Consider the following 15,735-nt stretch of genomic DNA (forward strand, 5'->3'; position numbering starts at 1 on the left):
CGACAGGCCTGGACATGCGAACGACCGCGATGCAGCTGGATATTTCGACGAAAGACAATAGGGTCATGGCCATGGAGCCGCCTTACGCCCCAGAGGACATGGTCCGCCGCCACCGCCTGACCACCCGGCTGTGGCACTGGCTGAATGCGCTGCTGCTCTATATCCTCTTCACCTCCGGCCTTGGCATCTTCAACGCCCACCCCCGCCTTTATTGGGGGCAATATGGCGCCAATTTCGACCATGCCTGGCTGGAGCTGGACCGGTTCCCCGGCTGGATAACCCTGCCCGCCCTCTATAATCTGGCGCTGTCGCGCCACTGGCACCTGACCGCCGCGCCGATCTTCGCCTTCGCGCTGCTTTTCTACATGCTCTGGAGCCTGGCCGGCGGCCATGTCGCCCGTGACCTGGCCTTTCGCCGGGGCGAGCTGGCGCCGCGCCATGTCTGGCAGGACATTTGTGACCATGCCCGGCTGCGTTTCCCGACCGGCGCAGCGGCGCTGCGCTATAATGTGCTGCAGAAGGCGAGCTATATCGCCGTCCTCTTCATCGCCCTGCCGCTGCTGATCCTGACCGGCCTTACCATGTCGCCCGGCATGAACGCCGCCTGGCCCTGGCTGGTCGACCTGTTCGGCGGGCGCCAATCGGCCCGGTCGATCCATTTCCTGACCGCCTTCGCGCTGGCCGCCTTCTTCCTGCTTCATATGCTGATGGTGCTGCTGGCCGGCCCGGTGAACGAGATAGGATCGATGATCACCGGCCGCTATCGCCTACCCAGGGACCGGCCATGATCCTCACCCGCCGCACCCTGCTACTGGGCGCGACCGCGACGCTGGCGGGATGCGACCGGATCGCGCGCCAGCCGCTGGCTCGCGACATCCTCTTTTCCGCCGACAATTTCCATGCATGGGCGCAGCGCACAATCATGGCGCGCGACGCACTGGCGCAGGAATTCCGGCCCGAGCAGATTTCGCCCTTCTTCCGCGCGAACGGCACCGCCAATCCCAACACCCCGGCCTACAAGGCGCTTTGGCGCAGCGGCTTTGCCGACTGGCGGCTGCGGATAGACGGACTGGTCGCCCGCCCCTTGTCGCTTTCGCTGTCGCAATTGCACGCCCTGCCCCATCGCGAGCAGATCACCCGCCATGACTGCGTCGAGGGGTGGAGCGCGATCGGCAAATGGCGCGGCGTGCCGTTGAAGCTGCTGCTCGACGGCGCGGGCCTGCGCGACCGCGCCCGCTATATCGTCTTCCACTGCGCCGACGACATGGGCGGCGGCACCGCTTATTATGAGAGCATCGACCTGATCGATGCCTTCCATCCCCAGACCATCCTGGCCTTTGCCCTCAACGACCGGCCGCTCAGCGTCGCCAATGGCGCGCCGCTGCGGCTGCGGGTGGAGCGGCAACTGGGTTATAAACAGGCTAAATATCTGATGCGGATCGAGGCGGTCGAGAGCCTATTGTCCATCGGTCGGGGCAAGGGCGGTTTTTGGGAAGACCGCGCCAATTATGATTGGTATGCAGGTATTTGACGGCCGCGTAACGAGAAGGACCAGCCTGCTCCATGAAGATTTTCGACCGCGTTCTGAGACGTCTTGTCACCAAGGGTCAGTTGACCGTTTTCTATGCCGACGGCCGTAGCGTTACCGTCGGTTCGCCCGATCCCGACCTGCCCCCGCTGGCGCTGCGCTTCCTCGACAAGCGCGTGCCCCTCGACATCGTCAAGGATCCGCGCCTGGGCATGGCCGAGGCCTATATCGATGGCCGGGTGGCGATCGAAGGCGGCGGCATCATGGAGTTCGTGTCCATGATCCGCCAGAACAACGCCTGGGAAAATGGCAAGTCGATCGACGCCAAGGGGCCGGTGCAGCGCGCGCTGAAGACGGTGCGCCGCAAGCTGTGGAAGGCCAATCATCGCAGCCGGTCCAAGGCCAATGTCGCCCATCATTATGACCTGTCGGGCGCGCTCTACGCCCTCTTCCTCGACCGTGACCGCCAATATAGCTGCGCCTATTTCCCCGATGCGGAGAATGAGGCGGGGATCAGCCTGGAGCAGGCGCAGGAAGACAAGAAGGCGCATATCGCCGCCAAGCTCTACCTGAAGCCGGGCATGAAGGTGCTGGATATCGGCTGCGGCTGGGGTGGCATGGCGCTCTACCTGCACAAGCATTTCGGTGTCGATGTCACCGGCATCACACTGTCGGAAGAGCAGTTGAAGGTTGCGCGCCAGCGGGCGATCGATGCGGGCGTGGCCGACCATGTCCGGTTCGAACTGATCGACTATCGCGACATCGAAGGGCCGTTCGACCGGATCGTGTCGGTCGGCATGTTCGAACATGTCGGCACCGCCGACTATCGCGTCTTCTACAACAAGTGCCGCGACCTGCTGACGCCGGACGGCGTGATGCTGATCCACACCATCGGCCGGGTCGATGGCCCCGGCATCACCGATACCTTCACCACCAAATATATCTTCCCCGGCGGCTATATCCCCGCTTTGTCGGAAATGGTGGCGGGCAGCGAAGGCACGCGGCTGATGATCACCGACGTGGAGGTGCTGCGCATCCATTACGGCCTCACCATCCGCGACTGGTACAAGCGGACCATGGCGCACAAGGCGGATATCGTCGCCCTCTATGATGAGCGCTTCTTCCGCCTGTGGACCTTCTATCTGGCGGGCGCGGCGACCGTGTTCGAACATGGGTCGATGGTCAATTTCCAGGTCCAATATGTGCGCGACCGCCGCGCGCTGCCGATCACCCGCGATTATATGATCGAGGCAGAGACGGCGCTGCGCGGGCGCTGAAACACCGCCGCGCACCGATGATGCGAGGCAGAAATGCGACCGTCCGGGTGGGCTGAACAAAGCCTGTCAGCCCCGTTCCCGGACGGTTCAGTGACCGCCCCCCATTCTCCTCCCCACGTCCCCGCGCTGCTCCGGCAGCCGGGCCGGACAGAGGAGAAGCAAGATGAAATTCCTGTGGAAAAGCGCCGCGATGCTGGGCCTGGCCATGGCCGGCATCGCCGCCACCAGCGCGCCTGCCCAGGCGCAACATTATCGCGGCGATGGCTGGCGTGGCGACCGCGATGGCCGCTGGGACGGCCGACGCCATTGGGACAATCGCCGCTGGGACGACCGGCGTCATTGGCGTGGTGACCGCCGCTATCATGATGGCCGACGTGGCTATTATCGTTCCAGCTATCGCCAGCGCTGCTGGAACGAATGGCGCTATGACCATTATCGCGACCGCCGGGTCCGGGTCCGCATCTGTCGCTGATCCCGCCTAAGCGAATCCATATCGCGGCCCGCCCCGATTGAACCCGAGGGCGGGTTGCGGCATTTCTGTGCCCATGAGCGATCCTACACCCGTCATCCAGAGCCTGTTGTCGGGCCTGCCGATCCTGCTTCTCCACCTCGCCTGCGCCACCCTGGTCTGGGCGGCCGCCATGGCGGTCTATATGTGGATAACCCCGCACGACGAGTTCAAGCTGATCCGCGCCGGCAATGAGGCGGCCGCCATTTCGCTGGGCGGCGCATCCGTCGGTCTCGCCGTGCCGCTGGCCTTCTGCCTCGCCGGATCGGTCAATGTCTGGGATGTCGTCATCTGGGGCAGCGTCACGCTGGTGCTGCAACTGATCGCCTTTCGCCTGGTCGACCTGTTGCTGGGATCGCTGTCGGGCCGGATCGAGGCGAATGAGCGTTCCGCCGCGATCTTCCTGGCGATGATGAAGGCCGCGGTCGCCTGCCTGACGGCTGCGGCCGTGGCGGGTTGACGCGATGGGGCGTGGGGGCTGTGGTTGCCTGCCCTGGCTGCTGGGCCTGATCCTACTGCTCGCCTGGCTGGGCGAGATGCAGGCACCGTCCTTGCAGGTCGAACAATATGATCCCCGCTCGCCCCGCCGCCCGCTGCCGCGCGGGGGCGAGGAACAATATATTATCGAGGATCGGCCCGGCGGCCCGGCCGACGCCATGGGCACGGCCTTTGCCGTCGATCGCAGCGGCGTGTGGATGACCGCCGAACATGTCACCCATGGCTGTTCACGCGTCGGGCTGGAACAGCGCGGCCGCGCGCTGGAGGTGCCGCGTGTGATCGAAAGCCGGGAATCGGATGCCGCGATCATCCCGCGCGGCCCCCGCAGCCCCGCCGCCCTGCCGCTGCGCAGCGGCGCACCCTCGCCCGGCTCCACCGGCTATCATATGGGCTTTCCCGCCGGTGAACCGACATTGGTCCTGTCCGAACTGATCGGCCGGGCCGAAGCCCGGCGCGGCAGCAGCGGCATCGACCAGCCGGTGCTGGTCTGGGCGGAGCGTGGCCGCCTACCCGAAGGGGACGGCACCCTGTCGGGGATCAGCGGCGGCCCGGTCTTCTCCACCGATGGCCGGGTGGTCGGCATTAACAGCGCATCGACCGACCGGCGCGGCCGCATCCTGACCGTCGCGCCCGACGCGATGATGCGCCTGACCGCCGCCAGCCGCGCCGTTGGCGACCAGCCGGTCGCCTACCCCTTTGCCGGACTGACCGACGCGCAGGAGCGTTTCGCCAACTGGCTGGACGATGGCGTCATCCGCCGCATCTTCTGCGATGTCGACGACGGGCGCGGTGGTTGACGCCTGCGGGCAGTAGAGAGTAGGCGCTGCGCAGCATTTTCAGGGAAATTGAGATCATGAGCGACACGCCCCCCGACCATCTGTCCACCAATCCGCGCAGCCCCCATTTCGACATGGAGGTGCTGCAGCGCGGCATCGGCATCCGTTTCAAGGGCCGCGAGCGCAAGGATGTGGAAGAATATTCGATTTCCGAGGGCTGGATTCGCGTTGCCGCCGGCAAGACCCGCGATCGTCACGGCAACCCGCTGACCATCAAGCTGTCGGGTGAAGTCGAGGCCTGGTTCGAAAATCCGGCCGATGGCGCCGAAGGCGACAAGGCCGCCGACGCCGAATAAGCAGATAAGGCCGGTCCCCGCTCAATCGCGGGGGCCGGTCAGTTCATCAGGGATTCGCGCTTCACGTCGGCAATGACGTCGCCCAGCGAGCGATCCGACGGGCTGTTGTCCGCATATTCGATGACGAACGGGTCCGCCTCGATACGCGGCGCCGCCTTGCGCCGGGGCGCAGCAGGCTTGGGCGAAACCGCCGCTACCATCGCGTGCGTCTGGACCGACGTCATCCGGGTTGCCGGCCTGGAGACGGGCGGCGACACGGGCGCTATGTCTTCCGCCCCTTCATCATCCCATTTTGCGCTGCTCATGCTGGCATAGCGAAGGCTGCTGCCCAGCGCCGGATCGGGCGTGAAGGGATGCAGTTTCGCCTTGGCCGGATAGATGAAGCCGAAGGTCGGATTGGTGCGGGCGCCCATCTGCCCGGTCGGGCTGTGCCAGACGCGGACCTGACTCCAGTCGCCCGCGTCCGACACGTCGATCGCCAGCACATCCTCCTCGATCGCGCCGGGCGACGACCAGTTAGCGTGGCGGATCAGCACGCGGCGATCATCCAATATCCGGCTGACCACGGCGACATGGCCGAGCGTCATCGGCCCGACGGGCCGGAAGGCGAGCACCGCCCCCTTTTTGGGGATGCTACCGCGCTTGTAATGATCCTGTGCCTGGTCCCACCAGGTCAGCGCATCACCATAGATTTCCACGCCCGACACGATGCGCGCATAAGGAACGCACTGCAGCGCCGTGGCGCCCAGCACGGGCGCCGCCGTCAGGCCGGACAGCAAAGCCATCCAGCGGACATATCGAAACATTTAATGCGACCTCTAAGCGTCGAGTATCGCCCCACCGCGATCGACCCTAGAGCCCCATCCGTAAGGATTGGGTTAACGGCTCAGAAAGCACCCTTGGCGCTGTCGGTGCCGGCGGTGGCGCGATCGGCCAGGGCGATCTGGACCGGCTGATCGATTTCCGGCTTGTCGGCATAGATGAAGCCGTTGGTCGGGTTCGAACGCAGGCCAACATCGCCGATCGGGCCATACCATACGCGCACGTCGGTCCAGTCATTGTTGGGCGACACGTCGATGGCGCGGACATTGCGCTCGACACCGCCACGATAGGACCAGTTGGCGTGGGTCAGCAGCACTTCGCGGTCATTGACGACCTTGCTGACCATGGCGACATGGCCGACCGGCATCGAACGGCTGGACGCGAAGGAGAGGACGGCGCCGACGCGGGGCTCATGGCCACGGCCGTAGCGACCGGCGGCCTGGTTCCACCAGGTGTTGGCATTGCCGAAAATCTCGATGCCCGAAACTTCGCGGGCGAAGGGGGCGCATTGCAGGACACCGGCGGTGGCGGGAACGGCAGAGAAGGCACCGAGCGCAAGCATGGCGGCTGCTAACAGCGCGCGAAAACCACCGATCATTCCTTGCGACCCCCGACTTGTAGGTAGGTATAATCCCCGATGACCTCCTTAGGGCAGACGCCGTTCGTCTTGAAAACCGCCGAGCGATGAGTCGTTGCTGCGATGCGTCATGCTGCGGAACGAAAAACATGCCCGGCCGTTACATGGAGCCGGGTTGCACCGTTCAACTCGTTGAAAAGACTATCTTCCGTGCCAGTCATCCAGACCTGGCCGCCGGTTTCACGCAATCGGTCGAACAGCGCAGCTCGTCGCGACGGGTCGAGATGCGCCGCCACTTCGTCGAGCAGAAGCACCGGCGGTTGGCCGCGATCGGCCGACACTAAGGTCGCGTGCGCCAGCAGGATCGAAAGCAGCAGCGCCTTCTGCTCGCCGGTCGAACAGAGCGCCGCCGCCTGATTCTTGGCGATGTGGATGACATCCAGATCATGACGATGCGGCCCCGACAGGGTGCGGCCGGCCGCGGCATCCCGTCGCCGCTCGCGGGCAAGCCGCTGGCCGAGCGGTTCGTCGCTGGCGCCGTCCTCCTGCGCGATTCGGATGAGCGGCCGGGCGAAGGGCTCGTCGGGCTGATCGACCAATTGCCGGTTGAGGCGCGCAACCAGATCGGCGCGGGCGGCGGCGAGCGCCGTGCCATGCTCGTCCATCTGCGCCTCCAGCGCGCCGATCCATGCCGGGTCCGCCCGGCGCAGATCGGTCAGCAGCCGGTTGCGCGCCCGCATCGCCGCTTCATAGCGGGCGCTGTGCGCTGCATGACCGGAATGAAGCGCCAGGGTGAGGCGATCGAGGAAGCGACGACGACCGCCAGGGCTGTCGAGGAACAGCCGGTCCATCGCCGGCGTCAGCCAGACGATCGAGAGATGGTCGGCCAGCGCATTGGCGGACGAGGCGACACCGCCGATCCGCACCTGCCGCCGGTCGGGCCCATCCGCGCTGACGCCGGTGCCCAGCACCACGCCATCCACCTCCGCCGCGATGCCGAAGCTGCCGCCACCATCCTGCCGCGCCATCGCCCGCAGCGCCGCGCCGCGCAGCCCCCGGCCGGGCGCCAGCATCGATACCGCTTCCAATATGTTCGTCTTGCCCGCGCCATTATCGCCGGTCAGCAGGACGAACGGCTGGTCGGGCACGATCAGCGCGTCCGCATGGTTGCGGAAATCACTCAGGGTGAGGCGGCCGATCATCGCGCCGCTGTAGCGAGGACTGCGCGCCGGGGGAAGCGGTTCAGGCCGCCGGGGTGCAGCGCTTGCGCACGATCGCCGTGCCGTCATTGGTGATGGTAAGCTGCTGCCCATCGGTCGAGGGACGCAGCATCAGGGTCCGGGTCCAGCTTTCGCCCTCGCCCGTGAAATTGGCGACCACCGCCAGCCGCCCGTCCCCCTCGCGCGTGACGCGCTGCACCGTGCCGACGCTTTCGTGGAAGATCAGGCTGGCCGCCGTCAGTTCCAGCGCCTGAGCCGCCGCCCGGTCGCCGCAGCGCTCCTTGGTGCCGGTCCAGCGCCCCTGCAGCGCGATCGGGATCGCATTGGCGTGGAGCGCATCGCCCCTGGCCACCGGCAGGTCGGGCGCAGGCTCGACCGGGGTGATGGCATTGGCGCCGGGCGGGACATCGCGCGTGCTGGGCAACGCCTGGTCCAGGATGTTGGTGACCATGCCGGACTGATTCTGTTCCTTGCTGCCGCAACCGGCGAGCAGCAGCAGCGGAAGGGCGAGGAGGAAATGGTTACGCATGCGATGCAAACCCGGCAGGGCGGCATCGGGTTCCCCCAACCCCTACGTGACCGGCCATCGCGGCCATGCTATCACCGCCGCGACAATCGAGGAGGCATGCCATGCCGGTCCTGGGAATGGGCGGACTTTTCTTTCGCGCGCGTGATCCGGCTGCGCTGTCCGCCTGGTATCGCACCCATCTGGGCGTCGGCGGCGGATGCAGCGCCGATCCCGACATGCCGGCGGTCAACGAATATGTCTGGCAGACGCTGGGCGGGCCGATGGTCTTTTCGCCGTTCAAGCAGGACAGCGACTATTTCGCCGCCGACAAGAGCTTCATGATCAATCTGCGCGTGTCCGATCTCGACGGGCTACTGGCGGACTTGCGCGCGGCGGACGTTGAGGCCATCACCGAGCCCGAATGGGATCATCCCGATGTCGGGCGCTTTGCCCGCATTCATGATCCCGAGGGCAATGCCATCGAATTGTGGGAACCGCCCACCCCCGCCGCCTGACCGACCCATGGGAGCTAGATTATGAAGAGCGCGAAGATCATCCTGGCCCTGGCGGCCGCAGCCCTGGGCACGCAGGGCAGCATGGCGGCACTGGCGGTCGGCGCCAAGGCGCCGGAATTCACCACCCGCGGCGCGCTGGCCGGCAAGACCTTCACCGTCACCCTGTCGCACCAGTTGAAGCGCGGGCCGGTGGTCCTCTATTTCTTCCCCAAGGCCTTCACGCCGGGCTGTTCGGCCGAGGCGCGCGAGTTCGCGGAGAATATCGACAAGTTCAAGGCGGCCGGCGCCACCGTGATCGGCATGTCGGCCGACCCGGTCGATGATCTGGTCGCCTTTTCCACCAAGGAATGCGCCGGCAAGTTCGCGGTCGCCTCGGCCGGGCCGAACATCGTGTCGGGCTATGATGTCGCGCTCAAGATGCGGCCGGGCATGACCGACCGCACCTCCTATGTCATCGCGCCGAGCGGCCGCATCGCGTTCGTCCATAGCGAGATGAGCTATGCCGGCCATGTGAAGAGCACGCTGGCTGCGGTCGAGGCGATGAAGCAGAAATAAGGCGCAACGGCGAAGGGGTGCCGGTCACCCCTTCACATATTTGCCGAACCAGCCGATCGTTTCGGTCCACGCGGCCTTCGCCGCCGCCGCATTATAGCTGGGCCGATAATCGGCCATGAAACCATGGTCGGCGCCGACATGGACGGTGATCGCATCGGGTGGCGACTTGCCCGCCGCCTTGAGCGCGGCGCGCATCGCCTCGACATCGGCCTGGGGTATGCCCTTGTCGAGTTCGCCATATTGGCCGAGCACCGGCGCCTTGAGCTGCCCCACCTCCTCGATCGCCGACAGGGTCTGGAGGTCGTTCTTCTGGGTCACGAGCCGGCCGTAGAAGGCAACGCCGGCGTCGAGCGCGGCGCTGTGCGCGGCATAGAGCCAGACCACCCGGCCGCCCCAGCAGAAGCCGGTAATGCCGCGCCGTGACGCATCGCCGCCATGGGCGCCGGCAAAGGCATAGGTGGCATCGATGTCGGACAGCACCTGCGCGTCCGGTGCCTTGCTGACGATTTCGGCGACAAGCTGCTTGAAGTCGCTGACCTTGGTCGCATCGCCATGGCGGGCGAACAGATCCGGCGCGACGGCATGATAGCCGGCTTTGGCGAAACGCCGGCACATGTCCCGCACCCATTCATGGACGCCGAAAATCTCATGCACGACGACGATCACCGGCGCCTTCTTCTTGCCCGCCGGCCGGGCGACGAAGCCAGGCATGGCGAAACCGTCACTGGTCGGGATCGAGACGGCCTCCTCCACCAGCCCGTCGGCCGGGGTCTGGATGGTGCTGGCCGCGACCGGCTGGCAGGCGGCGGCAAAACCGGCGGCAAAGGCGCCGCCGGCCAGGATGTGACGCCGGCTGAGCCCGGTCGAGGCGATCCAGTTACGATCCTCCGCCAGCCGCTCGACGGGATCTTCGCCACCATGCTTCTCGATGGTCATCGACATTCTCCTGTGCCCGGCGGATCTGCCATGGGATGATGGCAGACTAGCCGCAGGGCCGCGCCGCGCAACCGGCGGCTGACAAGACAAGAGAATCTACCTGCCTCATCCGCTGTCTTGCCGCTGCACCAGCCCCTTTGCTCGGCCGGTAATCTGTGTATCAATCACCCGCAGGAGATTGAGATGCAGAAGCAGCTTACGGAGGTCATCGCGCAGCTGGCCGAACAAATGACCAGCATGGCCGCGTCTCTTGCCCGGGCGGATGGTGCGCGGATGGCACACCGGCATCTGATTGCGCGCATGTTGACTGATCTGCCGGCATCTTATGTGCAGCGAACCATACAGGACCTGCGGCAGGTAGTGGAAGACAGTGAAGGCGCGCTGGGCAGCTATCGCACCTCCAGCTATCTGCAGGAATTGGATACGATCGAAACCCAGTCAGTCCGGACGCGCAGCAATCAGGGACTGAACTGATCGCGCCATCATGGCGCTTTTGCGGCCGCCAGATAATCGCCGCCAGCGATCACCCTATGTCCGGTAACGGACAGAGCGTACAGATAGACCCAGGCCTCGACCGGGCCGTCCGGCGTTTCCACCATATATAGTTCGCGGCGATATTCATGCGGGGACGGATGATCGGGCGTGCATTCCTCATAAGCGTCGAGCCGAGCGAGCAGCGCGTCCGCATCGGGTAGCGCGAACAGGTCGCCGCGCACCTGCCCCGTCTCCCCCGGCACGAAACCGGGATAATCCGCCACCTGATAAAGCTTCCCGCCGATCCAGCCGGCCCCGATCCACTCGGCGCGATCGGCAAGCCAATGCGCCATCGGTCCGTCAAAACCCGGCCGCAGCGTGCCGTAGACGAAAAGCAACGGCCTATTCATTGCCCACCTGCAACTTTCACCGATTGACGGCAAATTTTCCCAATCATCAGATTTTTTCGCATGATGAAAAAATCGACGACTGAGGAAAATCCACGGATTTCCGCCAAAAATCGAAACTGGCACGCCGCCTGCAATATCGTCTGGCATCAAGGCCGGACGGTCCGGCCAGGAAATATCTAGGGAGTGAGTATCATGTCCATCGCCAAGTTCCAGAGCGTCGCCCTTGCCTTTGTCGGCGCCGTCATCTTCGCCAGCCTGTTCGTCGGCGCGGCGGTTCCGGTTGCCCCGATCGCCTGATCGGCAACCGCCCCTTTCCCATCACAGATATTATTGAAGGCCAGATCCATGAACAACAGCTTCACCCTCGACCGCCGCAACGCGAAGATCATGGGCGTGTGCGCCGGCATCGCCAACCGCACCGGGCTGGATGTCACGCTGATCCGCGTCGCCCTGGTGCTGCTGACCCTGTGCGCCCTTGGCCCGATCGGCGTCGTGGCTTATCTGCTCGCCGGCTGGCTGGCCGAGGGTTGACCCCTCGCCGCCGCCGGAAGGCAGGGTTTCCGGATACAAAAGCGCCGCCCCGGCATATGCCCTGGGCGGCCTTTTTATGCCCCGCATTGGCGGGACAAGGATGAGCGCGATCTGCGCTTAAGCGTACAGCACCGAGTAGAAGGTCAGCATCTGGACGCTGACCGCAACCACCAGCGCAGTCGCCTGAAAGGCCTGACGCATATTGGACTCCATCATTGGAACGACATCCCGGATCGGGATGCAACGCCATATGATGATTTCACATCATTGTAACAATCGCAAAGCCTGACATGCCAATTGCATCAAACGCAATTATGTCACAGCTGTTGCTCCAGAGCCATGATGGTCGCGCGCGCTGCCGCCGGGTTCCGGACCTTGGCGCCGCCGATGTAGAAGAGATAGGCGTCGCCCTGCGCCGCCTGCGCCTTTGCGCGATCAGCCCAGCCGGCGATGTCCGTCGCGGTATAGCCGGTCTCCTCGCCCTCTCGGCTGCGCATCAGCCGGCTGTAGGAAAAACCGACATCATGGCCGGTGATTGCCGGATAGTCGTCATGGTCGGCCAGCACCACCGCCGCCCCCGCGTCCCGTGCCAGCGCCAGGAAGGCTGGATCGTCGAAGCTTTCGTGCCGCACCTCCAGCGCATGACGCAGCGCCACGCCATCGACACTGGCCGGCAACAATTGCAGGAAGGCGCCGAAATCATCGGGATCGAACTTCTTGGTCGGCATGAACTGCCACAGGATCGGCCCCAGCCGGTCGCCCAGTTCGACGATCCCCTGATGGACGAATTTCTGGATCGACTCGCCCGCCTCCGCCAGCACGCGCCGGTTGGTGCAGAATCGCGACGCCTTGACCGCGAACTGGAAGCCGTCGGGCACGGCCTGCGCCCAGCCGGCAAAGGTCGCCGGCTTCTGGCTGCTATAATAGGTGGCGTTGATCTCCGTCGCGGTCAGTTGCACGCCGACATAGGCCAATTCATCCTTCTGGCGCATGCCGACGGGATAAAAGCTGCCGCGCCAGGGCTCATAGACCCATCCGCCGATCCCGACCCTGATCCGTCCCGTCATGAAGATCCTCCCTGCGCCATATTGATCGCCCGGAACGATCAGAGCCAGCGGGAAAAGCCATTGGCGATTATTGCGAACAATTCTTAATTATCGAGCAGCAGATTTCAAAGGGGTTCCGCCATGTCGCTCGATCTCATCAAGACCGCCACCTATTTGTCGATCCACCTGACCGTGGGTTTCACCGTCGCCTATCTGATGACCGGATCGGTTGCACTGGCCGGCGGCATCGCGCTCGTCGAACCGATGGTCAATGCGGTCGCCTTCTTCTTCCACGAACAGGCATGGAAGCACTTCACCGCCCGGCCGCCCCGCGATGCCGGACGCGACTGGATGCGCGGTCAGGCGGCGATCGCCTGATCCCTCACTGCTTCGGGCGCGGCTTGGCGCGCGGGATCAACCAGGGCTTTACCTTGCCGGTCGGCCGCGCCTTGCCGTCCAGCCGTCGCACATGCCGGATGGTGACCGGCTTGACGATCATCTGCCCGCGCATCGGCCCCGTGCCGCAACAGGTCGGCACCGCCAGGATGCGACGCACCACATCCATGCCGGCCACCACATGGCCAAAGGCGGCATAGCCGATCGAACTGCCCTGCGCGTCCATCGTCGGCGTCGGGCCTACCGTGATGAAGAAATTGCCCGAGGCCGAATTGGGTCGGTCAGGCCGCGCCATCGACAATGTCGCGTCGAGATGCCGGATCCCGGTCTGGCTGGTCGACTCATGTCGGACCGGCGGCAATGCCCGGCGCAGATCGGTATCGATCCCGCCCTGGATTAGCCCATATCTGGGATCGCTCTTGCGCCGCGCTGCGCGGTAGAAGACCGTGCCGTCGAGCCGCTGGTCATCGGCATAAGCCAGGAAATTGGCGCTGGTCAGCGGCGCCCGGCGCTGGTCAAGGGCCACGATGATCGTGCCGACCGACGTCTCGATCGCCACCCGCGTGTAACCGGAGGTCGGCCGATTGACGGGTTGGGCCTTGGCCAGACCGGGAAACAGGACAAGCAGGACTATCGCCAGACGGCAGGCAACAAAACGCATCGACACAAGGGCACTCGTCAGGGAAGGAAGCCCCGAGGCTATCGCTCACGCAGGAGCGACGCAACCAGCGAAGAAGCGCTTGTTCAGCGATGAGTGGGAAGCTTCGACAGGCAATTTTGCCACCACCTGCAAAAGGTGGTGACCCCTACGGGAATCGAACCCGTGTTTCAGCCGTGAAAGGGCCGCGTCCTAACCGCTAGACGAAGGGGCCGTTCGTTGTCGCCGCCGTGGCAGCGCTGCGAAGCGAGGGCGCAATTAGGCGGGACCGGCGAAAGGGTCAACCCCCTTTGCGCAAGAAAATTGCAATCTTTCTCAATCTGCCCAGGCGGCGTCCTCCAGATGCAGCTCTGCGGCGGGTCGGCTGCCCCAATCATCGATCTTCGCACGGCCCGCCACCCAGAGGCGACGGTCACGCGGCGCACCCAGAATCGCCTGACCCAGTTCCGATTCGGCCTGACGGAACGCGATCGTCTTGATCGACCGGCCATCATCGCCCGCCATGATCGCCCGCAAATGGCCATTGCCGACCACATCGGCGCGAATCACCCGCATCGGCCCGGCGGCGATCAACGGCGCGGGCCAGCCTGCGCCATAGGGGCCGCCCGCCTCGATCGCGGCGACGAAGTCGGGATTGACCCCGGCCGGCGCCAGCACCGCGTCGATCAGCAGCGCACGCTCGTCCCGCGCACGCGCGACGGCGGCCGACAGGCGATCGTCCAGGAACTCGGCCAGCGCATCGACCTTGTCGGCCATCACGGTCAGGCCCGCCGCCATCGCATGGCCGCCGCCCGCGACCAGCAGGCCGCTATCCTTGGCCGCCAGCACCGCCGCGCCCAGATCGACGCCGGAAATGGAGCGGCCCGATCCCTTGCCCACGCCATCCTCGTCCAGCGCGACGACGATGGCGGGACGGCCGGCCCGTTCCTTGAGCCGTCCGGCAACGATGCCGATGACGCCCGGATGCCAGCCCGGCCCGGCGACCAGCGCCACCGCGCGATTGTCCTGCGCCGCCAGCAAGGCCTCCGCCTGTTCCTGCACGATCGATTCGATCGCACGCCGTTCCTCGTTCAATCGATCCAGTTCGGCGGCGATTCGGGCGGCCTCGGCCGGATCTTCGGTGGTGAGCAGGCGCACCCCCAGATCCGCCTTGCCGACACGTCCACCAGCATTGATTCGCGGACCGAGCGCGAAGCCGAGGTCATGGCAGAGCGGCGCACGATTGAGGCGACTGGCATCCATCAGCGCGGCGAGGCCGATATTGCGCCGCTTGGCCATGACCTTGAGCCCCTGCGCCACGAAGGCGCGGTTGAGCCCCTTGAGCTGCGCGACGTCGGCGACGGTGCCCAGCGCAACGATGTCGAGCAATTCCATGATCGCCGGTTCCGGCCGGGTCGCGAACCAGCCGCGCGCGCGCAGCGTCCGCAGCAAGGCCGCACCGAGCAGGAAAGCCATGCCGACGGCGGCGAGATGGCCATGAACGGCCGCGCCCGCATTCTCGTCCAGCCGGTTGGGATTGACCAGGGCCAGCGCCACCGGCAGCGCCGCCGCGCATTTATGATGGTCGACGACGACGACATCGACCCCGGCGGCCTTTGCCATGTCGAGCGCCTCGAACGCCTGCGCGCCGCAATCGACGGTGACGATCAGTTGCGCGCCATCCCCCGCAAGCCGCACCAGCGCCTCGCCCGAGGGGCCATAGCCCTCCATCAGCCGGTCGGGGATATAGGGCCGGGCATCAAGGCCAATGTCGCGCAGCAACCGGATCAGCAGCGCCGCGCTGGTCGCGCCATCGACGTCATAATCGCCGAAGATGCGCACATCCTCGCCGCGCTGGACTGCATCCGCCAGCCGCTCGGCCGCCGCGTCCATGTCGCGGAACAGGCTGGGATCGGGCATGAAATGGCGGATGGTGGGATTGCGATGCGCCTCCACCCCGTCGGGCGGGCAGCCGCGCGCCAGCAGCAGCTGCGCCACCAGATCGTCAGGCTGATAGCCGGGCGAACGCGCGTCCGCCCCCAGGCCGCGCCAGCGCCAGGGCTGGCCAGTGATCGAACGGGTGATGTTGAGCGCAAATGTCATGATGCGGCTCTAGACCGGCGGGGGCAGCGATGGAAGCGCCGCGCCGCCGGGCGAAATCGTCA

21 protein-coding genes and 1 tRNA gene are annotated in these 15,735 nt (G+C 65.5%); 12 read left to right on the plus strand and 10 right to left on the minus strand.

Annotation, left to right across the window (positions count from 1 at the left end; genetic code table 11):
- Positions 1-71 precede the first annotated feature (71 nt).
- The 7 genes from N6H05_RS00950 (at position 72) to N6H05_RS00980 (ending at position 4,943) form a co-directional block, all read left to right on the plus strand.
- A complete protein-coding gene (locus N6H05_RS00950) occupies positions 72-788 on the plus strand; it encodes a cytochrome b/b6 domain-containing protein (RefSeq protein WP_284112343.1) in 717 nt (238 codons plus the stop codon).
- The gene (locus tag N6H05_RS00955; protein WP_284112344.1) at positions 785-1,531 is read left to right on the plus strand and encodes a molybdopterin-binding protein; all 747 of its coding nucleotides are present in this window, start codon (positions 785-787) and stop codon (positions 1,529-1,531) included. The genes N6H05_RS00950 and N6H05_RS00955 overlap by 4 nt, the downstream gene beginning before the upstream one ends.
- A gap of 32 nt (positions 1,532-1,563) precedes the next feature.
- Positions 1,564-2,805, plus strand: a complete 1,242-nt coding sequence (locus tag N6H05_RS00960) for an SAM-dependent methyltransferase (protein WP_004209872.1) — start codon at positions 1,564-1,566, stop codon at positions 2,803-2,805.
- A gap of 163 nt (positions 2,806-2,968) precedes the next feature.
- Positions 2,969-3,277 (plus strand): hypothetical protein, encoded by a 309-nt coding sequence (locus N6H05_RS00965; protein WP_284112345.1) that lies wholly within the window; start codon positions 2,969-2,971, stop codon positions 3,275-3,277.
- A gap of 73 nt (positions 3,278-3,350) precedes the next feature.
- Entirely contained in the window at positions 3,351-3,773 is a 423-nt protein-coding gene (locus tag N6H05_RS00970) for a DUF350 domain-containing protein (protein ID WP_004209870.1), read from the plus strand.
- A gap of 4 nt (positions 3,774-3,777) precedes the next feature.
- Positions 3,778-4,608, plus strand: a complete 831-nt coding sequence (locus tag N6H05_RS00975) for a S1 family peptidase (RefSeq protein ID WP_004209868.1) — start codon at positions 3,778-3,780, stop codon at positions 4,606-4,608.
- Between the two features lie 56 nt (positions 4,609-4,664).
- Positions 4,665-4,943 (plus strand): DUF3297 family protein, encoded by a 279-nt coding sequence (locus tag N6H05_RS00980; RefSeq protein ID WP_284112346.1) that lies wholly within the window; start codon positions 4,665-4,667, stop codon positions 4,941-4,943.
- Between the two features lie 38 nt (positions 4,944-4,981).
- On the opposite strand, the gene N6H05_RS00985 is transcribed toward N6H05_RS00980, so the two are convergent.
- The 4 genes from N6H05_RS00985 to N6H05_RS01000 form a co-directional block, all read right to left on the minus strand.
- Positions 4,982-5,749, minus strand: a complete 768-nt coding sequence (locus tag N6H05_RS00985; protein ID WP_284112347.1) for a CHAP domain-containing protein — start codon at positions 5,747-5,749, stop codon at positions 4,982-4,984.
- A gap of 80 nt (positions 5,750-5,829) precedes the next feature.
- Positions 5,830-6,363 carry a CHAP domain-containing protein gene (locus N6H05_RS00990; RefSeq protein ID WP_284112348.1) on the minus strand — a complete coding sequence of 178 codons (534 nt, stop codon included), beginning with the start codon at positions 6,361-6,363 and terminating at the stop codon, positions 5,830-5,832.
- A gap of 107 nt (positions 6,364-6,470) precedes the next feature.
- Positions 6,471-7,544 (minus strand): DNA replication/repair protein RecF, encoded by a 1,074-nt coding sequence (recF, locus tag N6H05_RS00995; RefSeq protein ID WP_284112349.1) that lies wholly within the window; start codon positions 7,542-7,544, stop codon positions 6,471-6,473.
- Positions 7,545-7,584: 40 nt separating this feature from the next.
- Positions 7,585-8,091, minus strand: a complete 507-nt coding sequence (locus N6H05_RS01000; protein ID WP_284112350.1) for a hypothetical protein — start codon at positions 8,089-8,091, stop codon at positions 7,585-7,587.
- A 101-nt stretch (positions 8,092-8,192) separates the two neighbouring features.
- Here N6H05_RS01000 and N6H05_RS01005 point away from each other — a divergent pair, with 101 nt between their 5' ends.
- Both N6H05_RS01005 and N6H05_RS01010 read left to right on the plus strand, forming a co-directional pair.
- Complete coding sequence (locus N6H05_RS01005) at positions 8,193-8,585, plus strand: VOC family protein (RefSeq protein ID WP_284112351.1); 393 nt, start codon at positions 8,193-8,195, stop codon at positions 8,583-8,585.
- 21 nt (positions 8,586-8,606) lie between these two features.
- Positions 8,607-9,140, plus strand: a complete 534-nt coding sequence (locus N6H05_RS01010) for a peroxiredoxin (RefSeq protein ID WP_004209859.1) — start codon at positions 8,607-8,609, stop codon at positions 9,138-9,140.
- Positions 9,141-9,164: 24 nt separating this feature from the next.
- Here the strand turns inward: N6H05_RS01010 and N6H05_RS01015 are convergent, their stop codons facing one another.
- On the minus strand, positions 9,165-10,076 hold the full coding sequence (locus N6H05_RS01015) for a dienelactone hydrolase family protein (RefSeq protein ID WP_284112352.1): 912 nt from the start codon (positions 10,074-10,076) through the stop codon (positions 9,165-9,167).
- Between the two features lie 183 nt (positions 10,077-10,259).
- On the opposite strand from N6H05_RS01015, the gene N6H05_RS01020 reads away from it, so the two are divergent.
- Entirely contained in the window at positions 10,260-10,550 is a 291-nt protein-coding gene (locus N6H05_RS01020) for a hypothetical protein (RefSeq protein WP_284112353.1), read from the plus strand.
- Positions 10,551-10,558: 8 nt separating this feature from the next.
- Here the strand turns inward: N6H05_RS01020 and N6H05_RS01025 are convergent, their stop codons facing one another.
- Positions 10,559-10,960: a gamma-glutamylcyclotransferase family protein gene (locus tag N6H05_RS01025; protein ID WP_284114322.1), complete on the minus strand. Its 402-nt coding sequence runs from the start codon at positions 10,958-10,960 to the stop codon at positions 10,559-10,561.
- Positions 10,961-11,305: 345 nt separating this feature from the next.
- On the opposite strand from N6H05_RS01025, the gene N6H05_RS01030 reads away from it, so the two are divergent.
- Positions 11,306-11,491 (plus strand): PspC domain-containing protein, encoded by a 186-nt coding sequence (locus tag N6H05_RS01030; protein ID WP_004208760.1) that lies wholly within the window; start codon positions 11,306-11,308, stop codon positions 11,489-11,491.
- A 317-nt stretch (positions 11,492-11,808) separates the two neighbouring features.
- Here N6H05_RS01030 and N6H05_RS01035 read toward each other — a convergent pair whose 3' ends face one another.
- On the minus strand, positions 11,809-12,558 hold the full coding sequence (locus N6H05_RS01035; RefSeq protein WP_284112354.1) for a DUF72 domain-containing protein: 750 nt from the start codon (positions 12,556-12,558) through the stop codon (positions 11,809-11,811).
- Between the two features lie 120 nt (positions 12,559-12,678).
- On the opposite strand from N6H05_RS01035, the gene N6H05_RS01040 reads away from it, so the two are divergent.
- Entirely contained in the window at positions 12,679-12,915 is a 237-nt protein-coding gene (locus N6H05_RS01040; RefSeq protein ID WP_284112356.1) for a DUF2061 domain-containing protein, read from the plus strand.
- 4 nt (positions 12,916-12,919) lie between these two features.
- Here the strand turns inward: N6H05_RS01040 and N6H05_RS01045 are convergent, their stop codons facing one another.
- The 3 genes from N6H05_RS01045 to recJ all read right to left on the minus strand — a co-directional run bounded on the left by N6H05_RS01045 (position 12,920) and on the right by recJ (position 15,673).
- Complete coding sequence (locus N6H05_RS01045; protein ID WP_284112357.1) at positions 12,920-13,594, minus strand: peptidylprolyl isomerase; 675 nt, start codon at positions 13,592-13,594, stop codon at positions 12,920-12,922.
- A 136-nt stretch (positions 13,595-13,730) separates the two neighbouring features.
- A tRNA-Glu gene (locus tag N6H05_RS01050) sits at positions 13,731-13,805 on the minus strand.
- A gap of 101 nt (positions 13,806-13,906) precedes the next feature.
- Positions 13,907-15,673 carry a single-stranded-DNA-specific exonuclease RecJ gene (recJ, locus tag N6H05_RS01055; RefSeq protein WP_037518280.1) on the minus strand — a complete coding sequence of 589 codons (1,767 nt, stop codon included), beginning with the start codon at positions 15,671-15,673 and terminating at the stop codon, positions 13,907-13,909.
- Between the last annotated feature and the right edge of the window lie 62 nt (positions 15,674-15,735).

The sequence above is a fragment of the Sphingobium sp. WTD-1 genome (assembly GCF_030128825.1).
Taxonomy (GTDB): Bacteria; Pseudomonadota; Alphaproteobacteria; order Sphingomonadales; family Sphingomonadaceae; genus Sphingobium.

Excerpts from the sequence above, each read along its gene's own strand:
- N6H05_RS01005 (WP_284112351.1), top strand. The coding sequence starts at position 8,193 with ATGCCGGTCCTGGGAATGGGCGGACTTTTCTTTCGCGCGCGTGATCCG.
- N6H05_RS00985 (WP_284112347.1), bottom strand. The coding sequence starts at position 5,749 with ATGTTTCGATATGTCCGCTGGATGGCTTTGCTGTCCGGCCTGACGGCG.
- N6H05_RS00960 (WP_004209872.1), top strand. The coding sequence starts at position 1,564 with ATGAAGATTTTCGACCGCGTTCTGAGACGTCTTGTCACCAAGGGTCAG.
- N6H05_RS01035 (WP_284112354.1), bottom strand. The coding sequence starts at position 12,558 with ATGACGGGACGGATCAGGGTCGGGATCGGCGGATGGGTCTATGAGCCC.
- N6H05_RS00970 (WP_004209870.1), top strand. The coding sequence starts at position 3,351 with ATGAGCGATCCTACACCCGTCATCCAGAGCCTGTTGTCGGGCCTGCCG.
- N6H05_RS00990 (WP_284112348.1), bottom strand. The coding sequence starts at position 6,363 with ATGATCGGTGGTTTTCGCGCGCTGTTAGCAGCCGCCATGCTTGCGCTC.
- N6H05_RS01045 (WP_284112357.1), bottom strand. The coding sequence starts at position 13,594 with ATGCGTTTTGTTGCCTGCCGTCTGGCGATAGTCCTGCTTGTCCTGTTT.
- N6H05_RS01000 (WP_284112350.1), bottom strand. The coding sequence starts at position 8,091 with ATGCGTAACCATTTCCTCCTCGCCCTTCCGCTGCTGCTGCTCGCCGGT.
- N6H05_RS00980 (WP_284112346.1), top strand. The coding sequence starts at position 4,665 with ATGAGCGACACGCCCCCCGACCATCTGTCCACCAATCCGCGCAGCCCC.
- N6H05_RS00975 (WP_004209868.1), top strand. The coding sequence starts at position 3,778 with ATGGGGCGTGGGGGCTGTGGTTGCCTGCCCTGGCTGCTGGGCCTGATC.
- N6H05_RS01025 (WP_284114322.1), bottom strand. The coding sequence starts at position 10,960 with ATGAATAGGCCGTTGCTTTTCGTCTACGGCACGCTGCGGCCGGGTTTT.
- N6H05_RS00965 (WP_284112345.1), top strand. The coding sequence starts at position 2,969 with ATGAAATTCCTGTGGAAAAGCGCCGCGATGCTGGGCCTGGCCATGGCC.
- N6H05_RS00950 (WP_284112343.1), top strand. The coding sequence starts at position 72 with ATGGAGCCGCCTTACGCCCCAGAGGACATGGTCCGCCGCCACCGCCTG.
- N6H05_RS01020 (WP_284112353.1), top strand. The coding sequence starts at position 10,260 with ATGCAGAAGCAGCTTACGGAGGTCATCGCGCAGCTGGCCGAACAAATG.
- N6H05_RS01030 (WP_004208760.1), top strand. The coding sequence starts at position 11,306 with ATGAACAACAGCTTCACCCTCGACCGCCGCAACGCGAAGATCATGGGC.
- N6H05_RS01040 (WP_284112356.1), top strand. The coding sequence starts at position 12,679 with ATGTCGCTCGATCTCATCAAGACCGCCACCTATTTGTCGATCCACCTG.
- recF (WP_284112349.1), bottom strand. The coding sequence starts at position 7,544 with ATGATCGGCCGCCTCACCCTGAGTGATTTCCGCAACCATGCGGACGCG.
- recJ (WP_037518280.1), bottom strand. The coding sequence starts at position 15,673 with ATGACATTTGCGCTCAACATCACCCGTTCGATCACTGGCCAGCCCTGG.
- N6H05_RS01015 (WP_284112352.1), bottom strand. The coding sequence starts at position 10,076 with ATGACCATCGAGAAGCATGGTGGCGAAGATCCCGTCGAGCGGCTGGCG.
- N6H05_RS01010 (WP_004209859.1), top strand. The coding sequence starts at position 8,607 with ATGAAGAGCGCGAAGATCATCCTGGCCCTGGCGGCCGCAGCCCTGGGC.
- N6H05_RS00955 (WP_284112344.1), top strand. The coding sequence starts at position 785 with ATGATCCTCACCCGCCGCACCCTGCTACTGGGCGCGACCGCGACGCTG.